Source organism: Trebonia sp., assembly GCF_030042015.1.
Lineage (GTDB): Bacteria > Actinomycetota > Actinomycetes > Streptosporangiales > Streptosporangiaceae > Trebonia.
In genome coordinates, this window is sequence record NZ_JASIAL010000163.1 from 1 (window position 1) to 19,300 (window position 19,300).

14 protein-coding genes and 1 tRNA gene are annotated in these 19,300 nt (G+C 69.6%); 6 read left to right on the plus strand and 9 right to left on the minus strand.

Features of this window, described 5'->3' with window-relative positions; translation table 11 throughout:
- From infB to truB, 4 genes are all read left to right on the plus strand, one after another.
- The coding region (gene infB / locus Q1N79_RS08185; RefSeq protein WP_300606195.1) for a translation initiation factor IF-2 at positions 1-2,617 on the plus strand (2,617 nt) is incomplete at its 5' end.
- A gap of 11 nt (positions 2,618-2,628) precedes the next feature.
- Positions 2,629-2,904, plus strand: coding sequence for a DUF503 domain-containing protein (locus Q1N79_RS08190; RefSeq protein ID WP_300606198.1), 276 nt, complete (start codon positions 2,629-2,631; stop codon positions 2,902-2,904).
- Positions 2,905-2,910: 6 nt separating this feature from the next.
- On the plus strand, positions 2,911-3,417 hold the full coding sequence (gene rbfA / locus Q1N79_RS08195) for a 30S ribosome-binding factor RbfA (RefSeq protein ID WP_300606201.1): 507 nt from the start codon (positions 2,911-2,913) through the stop codon (positions 3,415-3,417).
- Positions 3,414-4,430, plus strand: coding sequence for a tRNA pseudouridine(55) synthase TruB (truB, locus tag Q1N79_RS08200; RefSeq protein WP_300606204.1), 1,017 nt, complete (start codon positions 3,414-3,416; stop codon positions 4,428-4,430). Before rbfA ends, truB begins: the two co-directional genes overlap by 4 nt.
- Positions 4,431-5,296: 866 nt before the next feature.
- Here the strand turns inward: truB and Q1N79_RS08205 are convergent.
- From Q1N79_RS08205 to Q1N79_RS08245, 9 genes are all read right to left on the minus strand, one after another.
- Positions 5,297-9,169 carry a DNA-directed RNA polymerase subunit beta' gene (locus Q1N79_RS08205; protein ID WP_300606207.1) on the minus strand — a complete coding sequence of 1,291 codons (3,873 nt, stop codon included), beginning with the start codon at positions 9,167-9,169 and terminating at the stop codon, positions 5,297-5,299.
- 21 nt (positions 9,170-9,190) lie between these two features.
- Positions 9,191-12,658: a DNA-directed RNA polymerase subunit beta gene (gene rpoB, locus Q1N79_RS08210; RefSeq protein WP_300606210.1), complete on the minus strand. Its 3,468-nt coding sequence runs from the start codon at positions 12,656-12,658 to the stop codon at positions 9,191-9,193.
- 450 nt (positions 12,659-13,108) lie between these two features.
- Positions 13,109-13,504 (minus strand): 50S ribosomal protein L7/L12, encoded by a 396-nt coding sequence (gene rplL / locus Q1N79_RS08215; RefSeq protein WP_300606212.1) that lies wholly within the window; start codon positions 13,502-13,504, stop codon positions 13,109-13,111.
- Between the two features lie 19 nt (positions 13,505-13,523).
- Positions 13,524-14,132 carry a 50S ribosomal protein L10 gene (gene rplJ, locus Q1N79_RS08220; RefSeq protein WP_300606214.1) on the minus strand — a complete coding sequence of 203 codons (609 nt, stop codon included), beginning with the start codon at positions 14,130-14,132 and terminating at the stop codon, positions 13,524-13,526.
- Between the two features lie 321 nt (positions 14,133-14,453).
- Positions 14,454-15,173, minus strand: a complete 720-nt coding sequence (gene rplA, locus Q1N79_RS08225; protein ID WP_300606217.1) for a 50S ribosomal protein L1 — start codon at positions 15,171-15,173, stop codon at positions 14,454-14,456.
- An 87-nt stretch (positions 15,174-15,260) separates the two neighbouring features.
- On the minus strand, positions 15,261-15,695 hold the full coding sequence (rplK, locus tag Q1N79_RS08230) for a 50S ribosomal protein L11 (protein WP_300606220.1): 435 nt from the start codon (positions 15,693-15,695) through the stop codon (positions 15,261-15,263).
- 16 nt (positions 15,696-15,711) lie between these two features.
- Positions 15,712-16,458, minus strand: a complete 747-nt coding sequence (gene nusG / locus Q1N79_RS08235) for a transcription termination/antitermination protein NusG (protein WP_300606223.1) — start codon at positions 16,456-16,458, stop codon at positions 15,712-15,714.
- 125 nt (positions 16,459-16,583) lie between these two features.
- Positions 16,584-16,835 (minus strand): preprotein translocase subunit SecE, encoded by a 252-nt coding sequence (gene secE / locus Q1N79_RS08240; RefSeq protein ID WP_300606225.1) that lies wholly within the window; start codon positions 16,833-16,835, stop codon positions 16,584-16,586.
- Between the two features lie 75 nt (positions 16,836-16,910).
- Positions 16,911-16,986, minus strand: a tRNA-Trp gene (locus tag Q1N79_RS08245).
- 120 nt (positions 16,987-17,106) lie between these two features.
- Here Q1N79_RS08245 and Q1N79_RS08250 point away from each other — a divergent pair.
- Both Q1N79_RS08250 and add read left to right on the plus strand, forming a co-directional pair.
- Positions 17,107-18,312 (plus strand): pyridoxal phosphate-dependent aminotransferase, encoded by a 1,206-nt coding sequence (locus Q1N79_RS08250; RefSeq protein ID WP_300606228.1) that lies wholly within the window; start codon positions 17,107-17,109, stop codon positions 18,310-18,312.
- Positions 18,313-18,515: 203 nt separating this feature from the next.
- Positions 18,516-19,300 (plus strand): adenosine deaminase (gene add / locus Q1N79_RS08255; RefSeq protein ID WP_300606231.1); only part of this gene is annotated, 785 nt, incomplete at its 3' end.

The window sequence follows — 19,300 nt, forward strand, 5'->3', positions numbered from 1 at the left end:
GAGCGGCACGTACGGTGCACCGGGCGCCGCCCGTCCAGGCGCGCCGCGCCCGGGTGCTCCCCGGCCGGTCGCTCCCGGGCAGCGCGGCCAGCGTCCGGGTCCGCGGCCTGGTAACAACCCGTTCAGCTCGACGGCGACCGGCATGGGTGCCACCCCGCCCGCGCGCCCCGGCTTCGGTGCCGACCGCCCCGACCGCGACCGCGACAGGGACCGCGTCGACCGCGGTGACCGCGGCGACCGCGGTCCGCGCCCCGGCATGCCCGGCGCGTCCGGCCCCGGGGCGGGCCGTCCCGGCGGCCGTGGCCCAGGCCGGCCGGGTCTGCCGGCCGGCCCTGCCGGTGCTGGCTTCGGAGGTGACGGCGGTCCGCGTCCGGGCGGCCCGCGTCCCGGCGGCCCGCGACCGAGCCCGATGAACATGCCGTCCCGCCCCATGGGCCCTGGTGGCTCCGGCGGTCCCGGCGGTCCCGGCGGCCGGGCGGGCGTCGGCGGCGGCCCAGGCGCCCGTGGTCCCAGGCCTGGCGGCCCGGGGGCCGGCGCGGGTCCGCGTCCTGGCGGCGGCCGGACGACCGGCGCCGGTCCGCGTCCCGGCGGCGGCGCCGGCCCGCGCTCCGGCGGTGGTCCCGCCGGCGGCGCCACCGGCGGTGGCGGCGGTGCGCCGGCGCGGCCAGGCGGCAGGGGCAGGGCAGGCGGCGGTACGGCTGGCGCGTTCGGACGCCCGGGCGGCAAGCCGAGCCGCGGCCGTAAGTCGAAGAAGCAGCGGCGGCAAGAGTTCGACAACATGCAGGCCCCGACGATCGGCGGCGTGCAGGTCCCGCGCGGCAGCGGCCAGGTCATCCGGCTCAGCCGCGGGGCAAGCCTGAGCGACTTCGCCGACAAGATCGGCGCGAACCCGGCGAGCCTTGTGCAGGTGCTGTTCCACCTCGGCGAGATGGTCACGGCCACCCAGTCGGTGAACGACGAGACGCTCCAGCTGCTCGGTGCCGAGCTGAACTACAACGTCCAGGTCGTCTCGCCCGAGGAGGAAGACCGCGAGCTGCTCGAGTCGTTCGACATCGAGTTCGGCGAGGACGAGGGCGACGAGGCCGACCTGCGGCCGCGCCCGCCGGTGGTCACGGTCATGGGTCACGTCGACCATGGCAAGACCAAGCTGCTCGACGCCATCAGGCACACGAACGTGGTCGCGCGCGAGGCTGGCGGCATCACCCAGCACATCGGCGCCTACCAGGTGACGACCGAGGTCGACGGCGACGAGCGGAAGATCACGTTCATCGACACCCCCGGCCACGAGGCGTTCACCGCCATGCGTGCCCGCGGCGCAGAGACCACCGACCTGGTGGTGCTCGTCGTGGCGGCGGATGACGGCGTGAAGCCGCAGACCACCGAGGCGCTGAACCACGCGCAGGCGGCCGGCGTGCCGATCGTCGTGGCGGTCAACAAGATCGACAAGGAGGGCGCCGACCCGCAGCGGGTGCGGGCGCAGCTGACCGAGTACGGGCTGGTCGCCGAGGAGTTCGGCGGCGACACGCAGTTCGTGGACGTGTCCGCCACGAAGCTGATCGGCATCGACGCGCTGCTCGAGGCGATCATCCTCACCGCGGACGCCGCGCTCGACCTGCGCGCCAACCCGGACCAGGACGCGCAGGGCGTGGTGATCGAGGCGCAGCTCGACAAGGGCCGCGGCCCGGTGGCCACCATGCTCGTGCAGCGCGGCACGCTGCACATCGGCGACTCGATCGTGGCTGGCGACGCCTACGGCCGGGTCCGGGCCATGCTCGACGAGAACGGCAGCCAGCTGACCGAGGCGCTGCCGTCCCGGCCGGTGCAGGTGCTCGGCCTCACCGCGGTCCCCGACGCCGGCGACAACTTCCTCGTCGTCTCCGACGACCGGGTGGCCAGGCAGATCGCCGAGCGCCGCGAGGCGCGCGAGCGGACCGCCCAGTTCGCCCAGCGCCGCAGAAGGGTCACGCTCGAGGACCTGGAGTCGGCGCTCAAGGCCGGCGAGCGCGAGGAACTGCTGCTGATCATCAAGGGCGACGTGTCCGGCTCGGTGGAAGCCCTGGAGGACGCGCTGCTGAAGATCGACGTCGGCGAGGAAGTCAGCCTGCGGGTCATCGGCCGCGGGGTCGGCGCGATCACGCAGGACGACGTGAACCTGGCCATCGCGTCCGACGCCGTGATCATCGGCTTCAACGTCCGGCCGGCCGGCCGGGCGGGTGAGCTCGCACAGCGCGAGGGCGTGGACATCCGCTACTACTCGATCATCTACCAGGCGATCGAGGAGGTCGAGGCCGCGCTCAAGGGCATGCTCAAGCCTGAGTTCGAGGAGGTCCAGCTCGGTACCGCCGAAGTCCGCGAGGTCTTCCGTGTGCCGCGGGTCGGCAACATCGCCGGCTGCATCGTCCGCTCCGGCACGATTCACCGCAACAGCAAGGCGCGGCTGATCCGGGACAGCGTGGTGATCTCCGACCACCTCACGGTCGAGTCGCTGCGCCGGTTCAAGGACGACGTGACCGAGGTCCGCGAGGGCTACGAGTGCGGCATCGGCGTCGGCTACAACGACATCAGGATCGAGGACGTCATCGAGACCTTCGAGATGCGGGAGAAGCCTCGTACATAGCGGCGCTGACGATGGACGTGCTGCTTGGCGACGTCCGCTCGCTGAAGCAGAAGCGGGCCGTCGTCCGGCCGCTCGTCGCGGAACTGCGGCGCCGGTACCCCGGCGTCGCGGTCGCCGAAACAGGTCATCTCGACCTGCACCGGCGTGCTGAAATCGGGGTGGCGGTGGTGTCCGCCACCGCGGGCAACGCCACCGCGGTGCTCGACGAGTGCGAGCGCCTGGTCGCGGCGCGGCCGGAGATCGAGCTGCTGTCGGCGAGGCAGCGGCTGTTTACCGAAGAGGAGTGACCGACCATGGACGCCGCCCACACGCGTCGTCTCGCCGAGCGGATCAGCAAGATCGTCGCCCAGATGCTTGAGCGCCGGATCAAGGACCCGCGGCTGGGTTTCGTCACCGTCACCGAGGCGCGGCTGACCAGCGACCTGCGGGAGGCGACGGTCTACTACACGGTGTACGGCTCGCCTGAAGAGCAGGCCGAAACCGCGCAGGCGCTGCGCAGTGCCACCGGTGTCATCCGCTCGGAGGTCGGGCGGCAGATCGGGCTGCGGCACACGCCGTCGCTCGAGTTCGTCGCCGACGTGCTCCCTGACAGCGCGCGCCGGATCGACGACCTGGTGGCGGCCGCGCGGCAGGCCGACGCCGAACTCGCCCGCACCCGCGAGGGCGCGCAGTGGGCAGGCGACCCGGACCCCTACCGTAAGCCGGCCACCGAGGACGACTGGGACGACGACGGGGACGGGGACGGGGCCGCGGCGGATGCCGGCGACGACCGGGCCGGCGAGGACGAGCGGCAGGCGTGACCACTGACGGCGGCGCCGGGCGATCCAGATCCACGGCGGTCGCCCCGCCGGACGGCATCGTCGTCGTCGACAAGCCCGGCGGCATGACCTCACACGACGTGGTGGCCCGGGTCCGCAGGCTGGCCGGGACCCGCCGCGTCGGTCACGCGGGCACGCTCGACCCGATGGCGACCGGCGTCCTGGTCGTCGGGGTGGAGAAGGCGACGCGGCTGCTCGGGTACCTGTCGCTGTCGCGGAAGGAGTACGCGGCGACCATCCGGCTCGGCCAGTCGACCACCACCGACGACGCCGAGGGGGAGCCCGCCGGCGGCACGCCCGCGGCCGGCCTTCCGCGAGCGGCGCTCGACGCCGGGGTGGCCGCGCTGACCGGAGAGATCTCCCAGGTCCCGCCGCGCGTGAGCGCGATCAAGGTCGGCGGCACGCGCGCGTACAAGCTGACCAGGGCCGGCGCCGCGCCGGAACTGCCGCCCCGCCCGGTGACCGTCTACGCGTTCGCGATCACCGGCGTGCGCCCGGCCGGCGACTGCCTCGACGTGGACGCGACGATCCGCTGCTCGAGCGGCACCTACATCCGCGCGCTCGCCCGCGACCTCGGCGGCGCGCTTGGCACAGGGGGGCACCTGACGGCCTTGCGCCGTACTTCGGTCGGGGCCTACACGATCGCACAGGCCCGGACCTTGGCTCAATTGTCCGAACGATTCGTCGTGACTCCCCTGGCCGAAGCCGCCGCGGCGACCTTCCCGCGGGTCGACCTGACTGCGGACGACGCCCGCCGCCTGGCCAACGGCGCCCGCATCCCGGTGCCCGCCCCGATAGCGCCCGCCGGCACACCCTCGGCCACGCCCTGCGCCGCCGTCCCCCCCGCGACGGCCTCCTCCGTCGCAACCCCGAAAACCCCGCTGGCAGCCTTCGCCCCAGATGGCGCTCTAGTCGCGCTAGTCACCGAAGAAGCGGGCCGCCTGCGCTCCCTGGCCGTCTTCGCTGCCCCGATTCCCGGCCTGCCGGCGACATAGGACTTGCCCGAAGGCCCTCCCCGCAGCCCGCACCCCCACTGCCAGGTCGGGGACCGCTCCGGGCCGGTAAGGTCCCGGCGGCTATTGGCGGCGGGGCCACGCCACCAATGGACTTGCAATGCCAGGGACTTAAGCCGCCCGGCCTGCCGGCGGACAAACCACCCATACCGGGCGCGGTCCGCGGACGCTGTCAAGATAGGACCCGAGCGGCATCCGGAAATCGGTATAAAACGGGCAATAAAGCTGCGGCCCGGGTCCTAAGTTCCCGGTACCGTCCCACTATCTGAGACCGCCACCGGACAGCCGCCCGGGCCCCGGCCAGGCCAACTGCCTCAATCCAGGCAAATCATCCGGATCGGTGCCACCCGCGGCGCACCCGAGACGGCCAGCCGCAGCAAAAACCGGCGGCTCCGCGGGGGCGGGTCTTTCTCGTTTGCCTGGTCGGCGGTGCCGGGGCCGGGCGATGCGGGGACGGTGGCACCGGGGGGACCGGGGTTGCCCGCGGGGACAGGCCCTGGTGGCGCGGGTGGCCAGAGTCCGCGTGTTGTTTATCTGCGAGCTCTATGTTGGCCGCCCGTCCCGCCTCGTCCCTGTCTGGAAGGCTCGGCGCCATCAGGCGGGGCGGCCCGGAGCAGGTGCTCCGTCAAGGCGCAGCCGGAGGTCCGGGGGGTCGCCCCCTTACCCCCGGCAGGCAACAGACCGCAGCCTCCCCAGCGGCAAGTGCGCCGTCAAGGCGCAGCCGGGGGGTCCGGGGGGTCGTCCCCCCGGGGCAGCAGAGAATCCACCCCTCGTTCGGGATGAGAAAAGGGATGACCGGCGGGCCAGCATGGAGCCGGCCGCCAGCCATCCCCCTTCTTCGCCGTTGGCTACCGGTTGTAGGAGCCGAAGTCGTACTCCTCGAGCGGCACCGCCTCACCCGAGCCCTGCCCGAAGGCGTAGGTCTCCGCCTCCTGGTAGGCCGCCGCCGGGTAGGCAGAGGTGCGCGCGTCGTCGGTGGGCTCGACCCGGATGTTCCTGTACACCTGCATGCCGGTGCCGGCCGGGATCAGCTTGCCGATGATCACGTTCTCCTTCAGGCCGAGCAGCGAGTCCGACTTGGCGTGGATCGCCGCGTCGGTGAGCACCCGCGTCGTCTCCTGGAAGGAGGCCGCCGACAGCCACGACTCGGTGGCCAGCGACGCCTTGGTGATACCCATGAGCGTCGCGCGGCCGGAGGCCGGGGTGCCGCCGTCGTTTACCACGGCACGGTTGATCTCCTCGAACCGCGGCCGCTCCACCAGCTCGCCGGGGAGCAGTTCGGTGTCGCCGGACTCCAGGACGTTCACCCGCTTGAGCATCTGGCGGATGATGATCTCGATGTGCTTGTCGTGGATCGACACGCCCTGGGAGCGGTACACCTCCTGCACCTCGTGCACCAGGTGCTGCTGGACCGCGCGCGAGCCGAGGATGCGCAGCACCTCGTGCGGGTTCACGGCGCCGGCGATGAGCTGCTGGCCCACGGCCACGTGCCCGCCGTCGGTCACGAGCAGCCGGGACCGCATCGGGACCTGGTAGGCGACCTCTTCTGCACCGTCGTCAGGGACGACGATGATCTTCCTGGTCTTCTCCGTCTCCTCGACCTTGACCCGGCCCTCGACCTCGCTGATCGGGGCCATGCCCTTGGGGATACGGGCCTCGAACAGCTCCTGGATACGCGGCAGGCCGTGCGTGATGTCCGCGCCCGCCACACCGCCGGTGTGGAACGTGCGCATCGTCAGCTGGGTGCCGGGCTCGCCGATCGACTGCGCCGCGACGATGCCGACCGCCTCGCCCACGTCCACCCGCTTGCCGGAGGCCAGCGAACGGCCGTAGCACTTGGCGCAGACGCCGATCTTCGCCTCGCAGACCAGGACGTTGTGCACCCGGACCGCCTCGACGCCCGCCTCGACCAGGCGGTCGATCAGCGACTCGGTGGTGTCGTCACCGACCTTGGCCAGGACGGTGCCGTCCACCTCGACGTCCTCGGCGAACGTGCGCCCGGTGCCGGTGTTCTCGATGTTCGGCAGCTTGTGCAGGCGGCCGTCGGCGCCCCGCTCGGCGATCTGCATCACGAACCGGCGGTCCGTGCCGCAGTCCTCCTCGCGGACGATGACGTCCTGCGCCACGTCCACCAGGCGCCGGGTCAGGTACCCGGAGTCGGCGGTGCGCAGCGCGGTGTCGGCAAGCCCCTTGCGGGCACCGTGGGTGGAGATGAAGTACTCCAGCACGGTCAGGCCCTCGCGGAAGCTCGACTTGATCGGCCGGGGGATCGTCTCGCCCTTCGGGTTCGACACCAGGCCGCGCATGCCGGCGATCTGCCGGACCTGCATCGGGTTACCGCGGGCGCCGGAGTTGACCATCATCCACACCGGGTTGGTGGCCGGGAACGCGTTCTCCATGTCCTGGGCGACCTCGGCGGTCGCGTGCGTCCAGATCTCGATGAGCTCCTGACGGCGCTCGTCGTCGGTGATCAGGCCGCGCTCGTACTCACGCTGCACCTTGTCGGCGCGGCGCTCGTAGTTCTCCAGGATCTGGGCCTTGTTCGGCGGCGCGACCACGTCCTCGATCCCGATCGTCACGCCCGCGCGGGTCGCCCAGTGGAAGCCGGCGTCCTTCAGGTTGTCAAGCGCCTGGGCGACCTGGACCTTCGGGTACCGCTCGGCGAGCGCGTTGACGATGCCGGTGAGCTGCTTCTTGCCCACCTCGTAATTGACGAACGGGAAGTCGTCCGGCAGCGCCTCGTTGAAGATGCACCGGCCGAGCGTGGTCTCCAGCCGCAGCCGGTCCCCGGCGTGCCAGTCCTCGGGGAGCTCGTCTCCCACCGACGGCACGATGTTCTCCAGCCGGACGCTGATCTTCGCCTGCAGTTCCAGCTCGCTCCTGTCGTAGGCCATCAGCGCCTCGGCCAGGCTCGAGAACGCGCGCCCCTCGCCGATCACGCCCTCGTCCTGCCTGGTCAGGCAGAACAGCCCGATCACCATGTCCTGGGTGGGCATGGTCACCGGCTTGCCGTCGGCAGGCTTGAGGATGTTGTTCGTGGACAGCATCAGGATCCGGGCCTCGGCCTGCGCCTCCGCGCTCAGCGGCAGGTGCACGGCCATCTGGTCGCCGTCGAAGTCCGCGTTGAACGCCGTACAGACCAGCGGGTGGATCTGGATCGCCTTGCCCTCGACCAGCTGCGGCTCGAAGGCCTGGATGCCGAGGCGGTGCAGCGTCGGCGCCCGGTTCAGCAGCACGGGGTGCTCGGTGATGACCTCCTCGAGCACGTCCCACACCACAGGGCGGGCCCGCTCCACCATCCGCTTGGCGGACTTGATGTTCTGCGCGTGGTTCAGGTCGACCAGGCGCTTCATCACGAACGGCTTGAACAGCTCGAGCGCCATCTGCTTGGGCAGGCCGCACTGGTGCAGCTTCAGCTGCGGGCCGACGACGATCACCGAGCGGCCCGAGTAGTCCACCCGCTTGCCGAGCAGGTTCTGGCGGAACCGGCCCTGCTTGCCCTTGAGCATGTCGCTCAGGGACTTCAGGGGACGGTTGCCAGGCCCGGTGACCGGGCGGCCGCGGCGGCCGTTGTCGAACAGGCTGTCCACGGCCTCCTGCAGCATCCGCTTCTCGTTGTTCACGATGATCTCGGGCGCGCCGAGGTCGAGCAGCCTCTTCAGCCGGTTGTTCCTGTTGATGACCCGGCGGTACAGGTCGTTCAGGTCACTGGTCGCGAACCGGCCGCCGTCCAGCTGGACCATCGGCCGCAGGTCCGGCGGGATCACCGGGATGCAGTCGAGCACCATGCCCATCGGGCTGTTGCGGGTGTTCAGGAACGCGGAGACGACCTTGAGCCGCTTCAGCGCGCGGGCCTTCTTCTGCCCCTTGCCTATGCGGATGGTCTCCCGCAGGTCCGCGGCCTCGGCCTCCAGGTCGAAGGTGGCAAGCCGGTCCTGGATGGCCTGGGCGCCCATGCCGCCGCGGAAGTACCGGCCGAACCGGTCCCGCATCTCGCGGTAGAGCAGCTCATCGCCCTCCAGGTCCTGGACCTTCAGGCCCTTGAACCGCGACCACACCTCGTCGATCCTGTCGATCTCCTTGGCGGCCCGGTCGCGGATCTGCTTCATCTCGCGGTCGGCCGACTCGCGGACCTTGCGGCGGGCGTCGCCCTTGGCGCCGGACGCCTCGAGCTCGGCCAGGTCGGCCTCGAGCTTCTTCTGCCTGGTCTCGATGTCGTTGTCCCTGCGCTGCTCGAGCTGGGTCCGCTCGACCGTGATCCGCGCCTCAAGGGACGGCAGGTCCCTTTGGCGCGCCTCGTCGTCGACGTAGGTGATCATGTAGGCCGCGAAGTAGATGACCTTCTCCAGGTCCTTCGGCGCCAGGTCGAGCAGGTAGCCGAGGCGGCTCGGCACGCCCTTGAAGTACCAGATGTGCGTGACCGGGGCGGCCAGCTCGATGTGGCCCATCCGCTCGCGGCGCACCTTGGCGCGGGTGACCTCCACGCCGCAGCGCTCGCAGATGATGCCCTTGAACCGGACCCGCTTGTACTTGCCGCAGTAGCACTCCCAGTCACGGGTCGGGCCGAAGATCTTCTCGCAGAACAGCCCGTCCTTTTCCGGCTTGAGCGTGCGGTAGTTGATGGTTTCCGGCTTCTTTACCTCGCCGTGCGACCACTGCCTGATGTCCTCGGCGGTGGCCAGACCGATGCGGAGGTCGTCGAAGAAGTTGACGTCTAGCACTGTTGTTGGTTCCCCCTTAGGTCAGACCTCTTCGACGCTGCTCGGCTCACGCCGCGACAGGTCGATGCCGAGTTCTTCCGCCGCACGGAAGACGTCCTCGTCGGTGTCGCGCATCTCGATGGCTGCGCCGTCGCTCGAGAGCACCTCCACGTTGAGGCAGAGCGACTGCATCTCCTTGATCAGCACCTTGAAACTTTCCGGTATGCCTGGTTCTGGGACGTTCTCGCCCTTGACGATCGCCTCGTACACCTTCACGCGGCCGAGCACGTCGTCGGACTTGATGGTCAGCAGCTCCTGCAGCGCGTAGGCGGCGCCGTAGGCCTCAAGGGCCCACACCTCCATCTCGCCGAACCGCTGCCCGCCGAACTGCGCCTTGCCGCCCAGCGGCTGCTGGGTGATCATCGAGTACGGGCCGGTGCTGCGGGCGTGGATCTTGTCGTCCACCAGGTGCAGCAGCTTGAGGATGTAGATGTAGCCGACAGAGACGAGGTCCTTGAACGGCTCGCCGGTCCGTCCGTCGAACAGCGTCGTCTTGCCGGTCGAGCCGATCATCTGGTCGCCGTCGCGGTTCGGCAGCGTGGAGCCGAGCAGGCCGGTGATCTCCTCCTCGCGCGCGCCGTCGAAGACGGGAGTGGCGACGTTGGTGCCCGGCCCGCTTGAGTCGGCGCCGATGCCGCGCAGCCGCTGCTTCCACTCCTCTTCCCCGCCGCCGACCTGCCAGCCGGCCTTGGCCACCCAGCCGAGGTGCGTCTCGAGGACCTGGCCGACGTTCATGCGGCCGGGGACGCCGAGCGGGTTGAGCACGATGTCCACAGGAGTGCCGTCGGCCAGGAACGGCATGTCCTCGACCGGCAGGATCTTGGAGATGACGCCCTTGTTGCCGTGCCGGCCCGCCAGCTTGTCGCCGTCGGTGATCTTGCGCTTCTGGGCCACGTACACGCGGACCAGCTGGTTGACGCCCGGCGGGAGCTCGTCGCCGTCCTCGCGGGTGAACACCCGGACGCCGATGACCTTGCCCTCCTCGCCGTGCGGCACCTTCAGGCTCGTGTCGCGGACCTCCCGCGCCTTCTCGCCGAAGATGGCGCGCAGCAGGCGCTCCTCCGGGGTCAGCTCGGTCTCGCCCTTCGGGGTCACCTTGCCGACCAGGATGTCGCCGTTGACGACCTCAGCGCCGATCCGGATGATGCCGCGCTCGTCGAGGTCGGCGAGCACCTCGTCGGAGACGTTGGGGATGTCCCTGGTGATCTCCTCAGGGCCGAGCTTGGTGTCCCGCGCGTCGACCTCGTGCTCCTCGATGTGAATGGAGCTCAGCACGTCGTCCTGAACCAGGCGCTGGGACAGGATGATCGCGTCCTCGTAGTTGTGGCCTTCCCATGGCATGAACGCGACGAGCAGGTTCTTGCCAAGCGCCATCTCGCCCTTGTCGGTGCAGGGGCCGTCGGCGAGCACCTGCCCTTCCTCGACCCGATGGCCCTCGTCGACGATGGGCTTCTGGTTGAAGCAGGTGCCCTGGTTGGACCGGCGGAACTTCTGCACGTGGTAGGTGGTGCGGGTGCCGTCGTCGTTCATCACGGTGACGTAGTCCGCGCACGACTCCTCGACCACGCCCGGCTTTTCCGCGAGGATGACGTCGCCGGCGTCGGTCGCGGCCCGGTACTCCATGCCTGTGCCGACGAGCGGCGCCTCGCTGCGCAGCAGCGGAACGCTCTGCCGCTGCATGTTCGAGCCCATCAGGGCCCGGTTCGCGTCGTCGTGCTCAAGGAACGGGATCATGGCGGTGGCCACGGACACCATCTGGCGCGCGGACACGTCCATGTAGTCGACTTCGTCCGGCGGGATCTGGTCGACCTCGCCGCCCTTGCGCCGTACGAGCACCCGGCTGGTCGCGAAGGCGCCGTCGGCCTTGATCGGCGTGTTCGCCTGGGCGATGACGTGCCGGTCTTCCTCGTCCGCGGTGAGGTAGTCGATGTGGTCGGTGACCCGCCCATTGACCACCTTGCGGTACGGCGTCTCCACGAAGCCGAACGCGTTGACCCGCGCGTAGGACGAGAGCGAGCCGATCAGGCCGATGTTCGGGCCTTCCGGCGTCTCGATCGGGCACATCCGGCCGTAGTGGCTGGGGTGCACGTCACGGACCTCGAACCCGGCCCGCTCGCGGCTCAGGCCGCCGGGGCCGAGCGCGGACAGGCGCCGCTTGTGGGTGAGGCCGGCCAGCGGGTTGGTCTGGTCCATGAACTGGGACAGCTGGCTCGTGCCGAAGAACTCCTTGATCGACGCGACCACCGGGCGGATGTTGATCAGGGTCTGCGGCGTGATCGCCTCGACGTCCTGGGTCGTCATCCGCTCGCGGACCACGCGCTCCATCCGGGCCAGGCCAAGCCGCACCTGGTTCTGGATGAGCTCGCCGACGGTGCGCAGCCGCCGGTTGCCGAAGTGGTCGATGTCGTCGGTCTCGAGCGGGATGGTGCGGTCGGCGAGGGCGAGCTCCTCCTCGCCGGCGTGCAGCCGGACCAGGTACTCGATCGTGGAGACGATGTCGTCCTCGGTCAGCGTGCCCTGCCGGATCGGCAGCTCAAGGCCCAGCTTCCTGTTGACCTTGTAGCGGCCGACCTTGGCCAGGTCATACCGCTTGGGGTTGAAGTACAGGTTGTCGAGCAGCGCCTGCGCGGACTCGCGCGTCGGCGGCTCGCCGGGACGCAGCTTGCGGTAGATGTCAAGCAGCGCGTCGTCCTGGCCGGCCGTGTGGTCCTTCTCCAGGGTTGCCCGCATCGACTCGTAGTCGCCGAACCGCTCGAGGATCCGGGCGTCATCCCAGCCAAGCGCCTTCAGCAGGACCGTGACGCTCTGCTTGCGCTTGCGGTCGATGCGCACGCCCACGCTGTCGCGCTTGTCGATCTCGAACTCGAGCCAGGCGCCCCTGCTCGGGATCACCTTGCACGAGTAGATGTCCTTGTCGCTGGTCTTGTCGACCTGGCGGTCGAAGTACACGCCAGGCGAGCGCACAAGCTGGCTGACCACCACGCGCTCGGTGCCGTTGATGATGAACGTGCCCTTGGAGGACATGAGCGGGAAGTCGCCCATGAAGACTGTCTGGCTCTTGATCTCACCGGTCGTGTTGTTGATGAACTCCGCCGTCACGAACATCGGCGCGGAGTACGTCATGTCCTTGTCCTTGCACTCCTCGGCGGAGTACTTGGGCGGCTCGAACCGGTGGTCGCGGAACGACAGGGACATCGTTCCGGAGAAATCCTCGATCGGGCTGATCTCTTCGAAGATCTCTTCGAGGCCCGACTGCTCGGGCACGTCCTTACGTCCCGCCTCCTTGGCGGCCTGGATACGTGCCTTCCACTTGTCGTTGCCGAGCAGCCAGTCGAACGACTCAGTCTGCAGGGCGAGTAGATCGGGAACCTTCAGGGGCTCGCTGATCCGCGCGAAGGACACGCGGCGGGGACCAAGATTCGTGGCGGAGGCGCTGCGCGATGCTGCCAACAGGGGTCCTTCCGAACTTGTCGCGGAACTATCACCGCACGCACGCAAAACGCCCCGCGGCAGAAACCCCAGAGAGGCGACAGAGAGACCGAGGACGTTAGAGTGCAGCGCAAATGGCCAGTGTAGCCAATGACTGCACTGCCTGTCAACGGTACGCCAAAATGTGGTTCACCTTGCTCGTCAGCATCCCCCGTCGGAGGCGAAACGTCAAGCCGAAACGCCACGGTTCGGGAGGGTTAGCCGCGTGATCGATGCCACACGCATGCGGATGTGTAAGGCACAACGATGCCGGGTATGAACGTTATTCCCGCCGCGGGGGCAGAGGTCCGGCGGATGCGCTCGCAAGCAGCCGGAGCCGGCCTGGCAGCCGGTGCCCGGGGGGAAGCCGACGGCGCCGCCCGGAGGATTGGGGTCCGGGCGGCGCCGCCGCGGTTGATGCGGAACCTGCGGCTACTTGACCGTTACCTTGGCGCCGGCGCCCTCGAGGGCGGCCCTCGCCTTGTCCGCGGCGTCCTTGTTGACCTTCTCAAGCACGGTCTTCGGCGCGCCGTCCACCAGGTCCTTGGCCTCCTTCAAGCCCAGGCTGGTCAGCGACCGCACCTCCTTGATGACCTGGATCTTCTTCTCGCCGGCGGCCTCGAGAATGACGTCAAACTCGTCCTGCTCCTCGACCTCCTCGGCCGCGGCGCCGCCAGCGCCGCCGGCCGCCGGAGCGGCGGCGACCGCGACCGGAGCGGCGGCCTTGACGTCGAACGTCTCCTCAAAAGCCTTCACGAACTCGGACAGTTCAAGGAGGGTCATCTCCTTGAACGCGTCAAGCAGTTCGGCGCTGCTGAGCTTCGCCATGATCGTTTCCCTTCGTTCCTTAGTCCTGGGTCTGTGTCTGCGTGTCGGGCGTGTCGGGCGTATCCGGCGCCTCGGGCGTGTCGGGCGTGTCCGCGGCGGGGGCGGGCGCGCCGGCCTCGAGCTTGGCGCGCAGCGCGTCGGCCAGCAGCGCCAGCTGGGTGGGCAGCGCGTTGAACGTCGCCGCGGCGCTCGCCATGGACGCCTTCATCGCCCCGGCCAGCTTGGCCAGCAGCACCTCGCGCGGCTCAAGGTCGGCCAGCTTGCCGACCTCTGCCGCGGTGAGCGCCTTGCCGTCGAGCACGCCGCCTTTGATCACGAGCAGCGGGTTCGCCCTGGCGAAGTCCAGCAGGCCCTTGGCCGCCTGCGCGACGTCCCCGTCGACGAACGCGATAGCGGACGGCCCCGACAGCATCGGTGCGAGCTGGTCACCCAGCCCGGCTTCCTGAACCGCGATCTTGGTGAGCGTGTTCTTCACCACCGCGAACGTGGCGTTGCCCTTGAGCGAACCGCGCAGCTGCGACAGCTGGGCCACAGTCAGCCCGCGGTACTCGGTAAGCACCGCACCGCTCGACTCCCGGAACCTGCCGGTGAGCTCTTCGACCGCCGCGGTCTTCTCGGCGTTTGCCATGAGCCTCCTTTCCCTGTGCTGGCCCAGGGGGGCGACCCCCTGGAACCCCCGAAGGGGTCGCGCCTGTCATGTCGGTCCCCGAAGACACGAACGCCCCGGGCGCAGGGCGCCCGGGGCGTTTGCCGCGCCTGGCTCGCCCGTCAAAGACGGGCATGCCCGCGGCGGCTGAGGCTCACGGTCACCTGCGCGGGATGTCCGTCCACGGGGGCACTGGCCCCCGCCGGAACCTTCGGCGCAGCCATCAGGCTGCGCATCCAGCGGTCTTCGGCGTAGCAGATTCTACGTGCTGTATTCCGCGCGGCCAAATCGCGCCCGCGCAGGCTAGGCGGCCGGCTCGGCTTCCTCGATGAAGCCGCGGGTCTTGCTCGGGTCGACCGGGATGCCGGGCCCCATCGTGGTGGTGAACGTGACCTTCTTCAGGTAACGGCCCTTCGCGGCGGCCGGCTTGAGCCGGATCACCTCATCGAGCGCGACCGCGTAATTCTGCAGCAGCGCCCTCTTGTCGAACGACGCCTTGCCGACCACGAAGTGCAGGTTGCCGTGCCGGTCGGTGCGGAACTCGATCTTGCCGCCCTTGATCTCGGTCACCGCGCGGCCCACGTCAGCGGTGACGGTCCCGGTCTTCGGGTTCGGCATCAGGCCACGCGGGCCGAGCACCCGGCCGAGGCGGCCGACCTTGCCCATCAGGTCCGGCGTGGCAACCACCGCGTCGAAGTCGAGGAACCCGCCCTGGATGCGCTCGATCAGGTCGTCCGAGCCAACGTAGTCGGCGCCAGCGGCGGATGCCTCCTCGGCACGGTCGCCGGTGGCGAACACGAGCACACGGGCGGTCTTCCCCGTGCCGTTCGGCAGATTGACGGTGCCGCGGACCATCTGGTCCTGCTTGCGCGGGTCCACGCCGAGCCGGAGGTTCACCTCAACAGTCGGGTCGAACTTCGTCACCTGGGTCGCCTTGGCGAGCTCCATCGCATCCGCCGGGCTGTACAGCCGCGTGCGGTCAACCTTCTCCGCCGCGTTCAGATATGCCTTGCTGCGCTTCATAGTGCTCTCCCTGGAATGGAAGTCGTGGTCGTCTGGGCCCGCGCCAGGCCCTGCCACCTACGTATTGGAGATTGTGAGGGGAGGACGTCAGCCCTCGATCTTAATGCCCATCGAGCGGGCGGTTCCCGCGATGATCTTCTCGGCGGCCTCGATCGTGGTCGCGTTCAGGTCGGGCATCTTGGTCTCTGCGATCTGCCGCAGCTGCGCCGCGGTCAGCGAGCCGACCTTGGTCCTGTGCGGCTCCTTGCTGCCCTTGTCGACGCCGGCGGCCTTCTTGATCAGCTCGGGCGCGGGCGGCGTCTTGGTGATGAACGTGAACGACCGGTCCTCGAAGATGGAGATCTCGACCGGGATAATGTTGCCTCGCTGGGATTCGGTCGCAGCGTTGTACTGCTTCACGAACTCCATGATGTTGACGCCGTGCGGGCCCAGCGCGGTACCGACGGGCGGGGCCGGGGTGGCCGCGCCGGCCGGCAGCTGCACCTTGACGATGGCAGCGAGCTTCTTCCTTCTTGGCGGCATGAGTGTGGCATTCCTCTCAGATCTTGGAGACCTGGTCGAATGAGAGCTCGACAGGCGTCTCCCTGCCGAAGATCGACACGAGCACCTTGAGCTTCTGCGTGACCGGGTTGACCTCGTTCACGGTCGCGGGAAGCGTCGCGAACGGGCCATCCATAACGGTAACCGATTCGCCGACTTCATATTCCGGCGCCGACTTCTTGGCGGTCGCCGCCTGCGCTCCCGCCGCCTCCGCCGGGGCCGGGGCGAGCAGCGCGGCGACCTCGCTGAGCGGCAGCGGCGACGGACGGCTGGACAGGCCGACGAACCCCGTGACGCCCGGGGTGTTCCTGACCACGGCCCAGGACTCGTCCGTGAGGTCCATCCGGACCAGGATGTATCCGGGCAGCACCTTCTCGTTGACCGTCTGCTTCTTGCCGCTCTTGATCTCGGTCACCTGGTGGGTGGGAACCTCGATCTGGAAGATGTAGTCCTCCATGTTGAGCGACATGATCCGGCTTTCCAGGTTGGTCTTCACCCGGTTCTCGTATCCGGCGTACGAGTGCACCACGTACCAGTCGCCGGGCTGCATGCGCAGCTCACGCATGAACTCGGCCAGGGCGTCGGGCTCCTCGGCGGGAGCCGGCCCTGCCCCAAGGGCAGCCTCGTCCTGGGCGACCTCCTCAGCGAAGCCGGAGTCGTCGTCGGTCACGTCGGCTGCCTCCCCACCCGCTGCGCCGGTCGCCGCGTAATCGTCGGTGTGCAGTTGGGAATCGGACACGGTCACTCACTCTCTTCTGTGCTCGCTGGGCCAGCGCTCGCTCGGCCACTCGCCCGGCGAGAGACCCCGTAGTCATCGTCCCACGCTGTGTGCGCGGCGCGAAGCGACCGCGGGGCGTCCGCGATCCGGCGTCAGCCGAAGACCGCGAATATCAGCTTGGTGAACGCGGTGTCCAGGCCCAAGACTATGGCGCTCATGATGATCACGAACACGAGCGCGACCGCCGTGTAGGTAATGAGCTCATGGCGGGTCGGCCAGATCACCTTCCGGAGTTCCGCAGCGACCTGCCTGGTGAACAGGGCGGGAGTGATCCGGTCCCGCTTCGCGGCACGCCCGGCCCCACTCCGTCGCTCCGCGCTCTGGCCTCGCGTCTGGGTCGCCATGTCCTCACCTGTACTGCGCTGAACGGATCTCCACGCGCCGGCCAGCCGGACCTAACAGGTCCTGCCGGTCTGCACTGGCAGGGCAGGAGGGACTCGAACCCCCAACCGCCGGTTTTGGAGACCGGGACTCTACCAATTGAGCTACTGCCCTCCGGTTTGCAATCACCAGAGTGTACGTCGAACGCGCCCCTTCCGTCGAACCAACGCAGCAGAGCCGCCAGATCACGAAACCAGTTGGAGGTCGTCCGGCCGTAGGTGACACGATGGGTGCATGCCAACCACGAGAATATCGGCCCGGGTGTCGGCCATCTCCGAGTCCGCCACCCTGGCCGTTGACGCGAAAGCCAAGGCGCTGAAGGCGGCCGGCCGGCCGGTCATCGGGTTCGGCGCCGGCGAGCCGGACTTCCCGACGCCCGGCTACATCGTCGAGGCCGCGCAGAAGGCGGCGGCGGAACCCAGGTTCCACAAGTACACCCCGGCCGCCGGCCTGCCCGAACTGCGCCAGGCCATCGCCGACAAGACCGCCCGCGACTCCGGCCTCGTCGTGACCGCGGACCAGGTGCTGGTCACCAACGGCGGCAAGCATGCGGTGTACCAGACGTTCGCCACACTGCTCGACGACGGGGATGAGGCGCTGCTCCCGGCGCCGTACTGGACCACTTACCCGGAGGCGATCGCACTGGCCGGCGGCGTGCCGGTGCCGGTATACACCGACGAGAGCAGCGGCTACCTGGCCTCGGTAGCGGCGCTTGACGCGGCCTGCACCGCGCGGACGAAGCTGCTCGTCTTCGTCTCACCATCGAACCCGACGGGTGCCGTGTACCCGCCGGAGCAGGTTAAGGCGATCGGCGAGTGGGCGTCCGCCAAGGGAATCTGGGTGGTCACCGACGAGATCTACGAGCACCTCGTCTACGGTGACGCGACGTTCTCCTCGATCCCGGTGCTGACGCCGGAAATCGCCGACCGCTGCGTGGTGCTCAACGGCGTGGCGAAGACGTACGCAATGACCGGCTGGCGGGTCGGCTGGATGATCGGCCCCAAGGACGTGATCAAGGCCGCGACCAACCTGCAGAGCCATGCGACGTCGAACGTCGCGAACGTGTCGCAGGCGGCGGCGCTTGCCGCGGTGTCCGGTGACCTGTCCGCGGTGGCGGTCATGAAAGAGGCGTTCGACCGGCGCAGGAAGACGATGGTCCGGATGCTCAACGAGATTCCTGGCGTCGTGTGCCCCGAACCGCTCGGCGCGTTCTACGCCTACCCAAGCGTCAACGGGGTGCTCGGCAAGGAGATCGCGGGCACGCGGCCGCAGACCTCGTCCGAGCTGGCCACTCTCATCCTGGACGAGGTCGAGGTCGCCGTCGTGCCCGGCGAGGCGTTCGGCACGCCAGGATACTTCCGGCTCTCCTACGCCCTGGGCGACGCTGACCTGGAAGAAGGCGTCGGCCGGATAGGCAAGCTGCTCGCCGGGGCTCGCTAGTCAATCCCGGGGGGACGACCCCCCGGACCCCCCGGCTGCGCCTTGACGGCGCACTTGCCGCACGGGGCGCTTGCGGATCGCTGCTCGTCCGGGGGGGACCCCCGGACCCACCGGCTGCGCCTTGACGGCGCACTTGCCGCAGGGGTGCTGGCGGATCGTGAGCTCACGTCCAGGCGGCCCGTATCGTCGGGGAGAATTGCGGGATGGCGCACGATTTGTCGGCGCTCCCCAAGGCGCACCTGCACCTGCACCTGACCGGGGCGATGCGTCACTCGACGATGGTCGAGCTCGCGCAGGCGCGCGGAGTCGCCCTGCCGCCCGCGCTCACCGAGGAATGGCCGCCTCAGCTGAGTGCCGCCGACGAGCGCGGGTGGTTCAGGTTCCAGCGGCTGTACGACCTGGCCCGCTCGGTGCTGCGCACGCCCGAGGACGTGTACCGCCTCGTCAGGGAGACCGCGGAGGACGAGCGCGCCGAAGGCTCGGGCTGGCTGGAGCTGCAGGCGGACCCGTCCGGCTACGCGGCCCGGTTCGACGGCATCACCGCGTTCACCGAACTGCTGCTTGACGCGGCCGCCACCGCCGCGCAGGCGACCGGCGTCGGGATCGCGATCATCATCGCGGCGAACCGGACCAGGCACCCGCTCGATGCCCGCACGCTCGCCCGGCTCGCGGCGCAGTTCGCCGGGCGCGGCGTCGTCGGCTTCGGGCTGTCCAACGACGAGCGACGCGGGCCCGCGGAGGACTTCGAGCGGGCATTCCGGATCGCGGAGCGGGCCGGCCTGCTGCTTGTCCCGCACGCAGGAGAGCTGGTCGGCGCGGCCAGCGTCAGCGCCACGCTGGACCGGCTGCACGCCGACAGGATCGGGCACGGCGTCCGCTCGGTCGAGGACCCCGAGGTCGTCAAGCGGCTCGCCGCCACGGGCGTGACCCTGGAGGTCTGCCCGTCCTCCAACGTGGCGCTCGGCGTCGCGCCCGGCCCGGCCGCGGT

Coding starts and splice junctions, on each gene's coding strand:
- Q1N79_RS08190 (WP_300606198.1), top strand. CDS start 2,629: ATGGACGTGCTGCTTGGCGACGTCCGCTCGCTGAAGCAGAAGCGGGCC.
- rbfA (WP_300606201.1), top strand. CDS start 2,911: ATGGACGCCGCCCACACGCGTCGTCTCGCCGAGCGGATCAGCAAGATC.
- rplL (WP_300606212.1), bottom strand. CDS start 13,504: ATGGCGAAGCTCAGCAGCGCCGAACTGCTTGACGCGTTCAAGGAGATG.
- rplJ (WP_300606214.1), bottom strand. CDS start 14,132: ATGGCAAACGCCGAGAAGACCGCGGCGGTCGAAGAGCTCACCGGCAGG.
- rplA (WP_300606217.1), bottom strand. CDS start 15,173: ATGAAGCGCAGCAAGGCATATCTGAACGCGGCGGAGAAGGTTGACCGC.
- rplK (WP_300606220.1), bottom strand. CDS start 15,695: ATGCCGCCAAGAAGGAAGAAGCTCGCTGCCATCGTCAAGGTGCAGCTG.
- secE (WP_300606225.1), bottom strand. CDS start 16,835: ATGGCGACCCAGACGCGAGGCCAGAGCGCGGAGCGACGGAGTGGGGCC.
- Q1N79_RS08250 (WP_300606228.1), top strand. CDS start 17,107: ATGCCAACCACGAGAATATCGGCCCGGGTGTCGGCCATCTCCGAGTCC.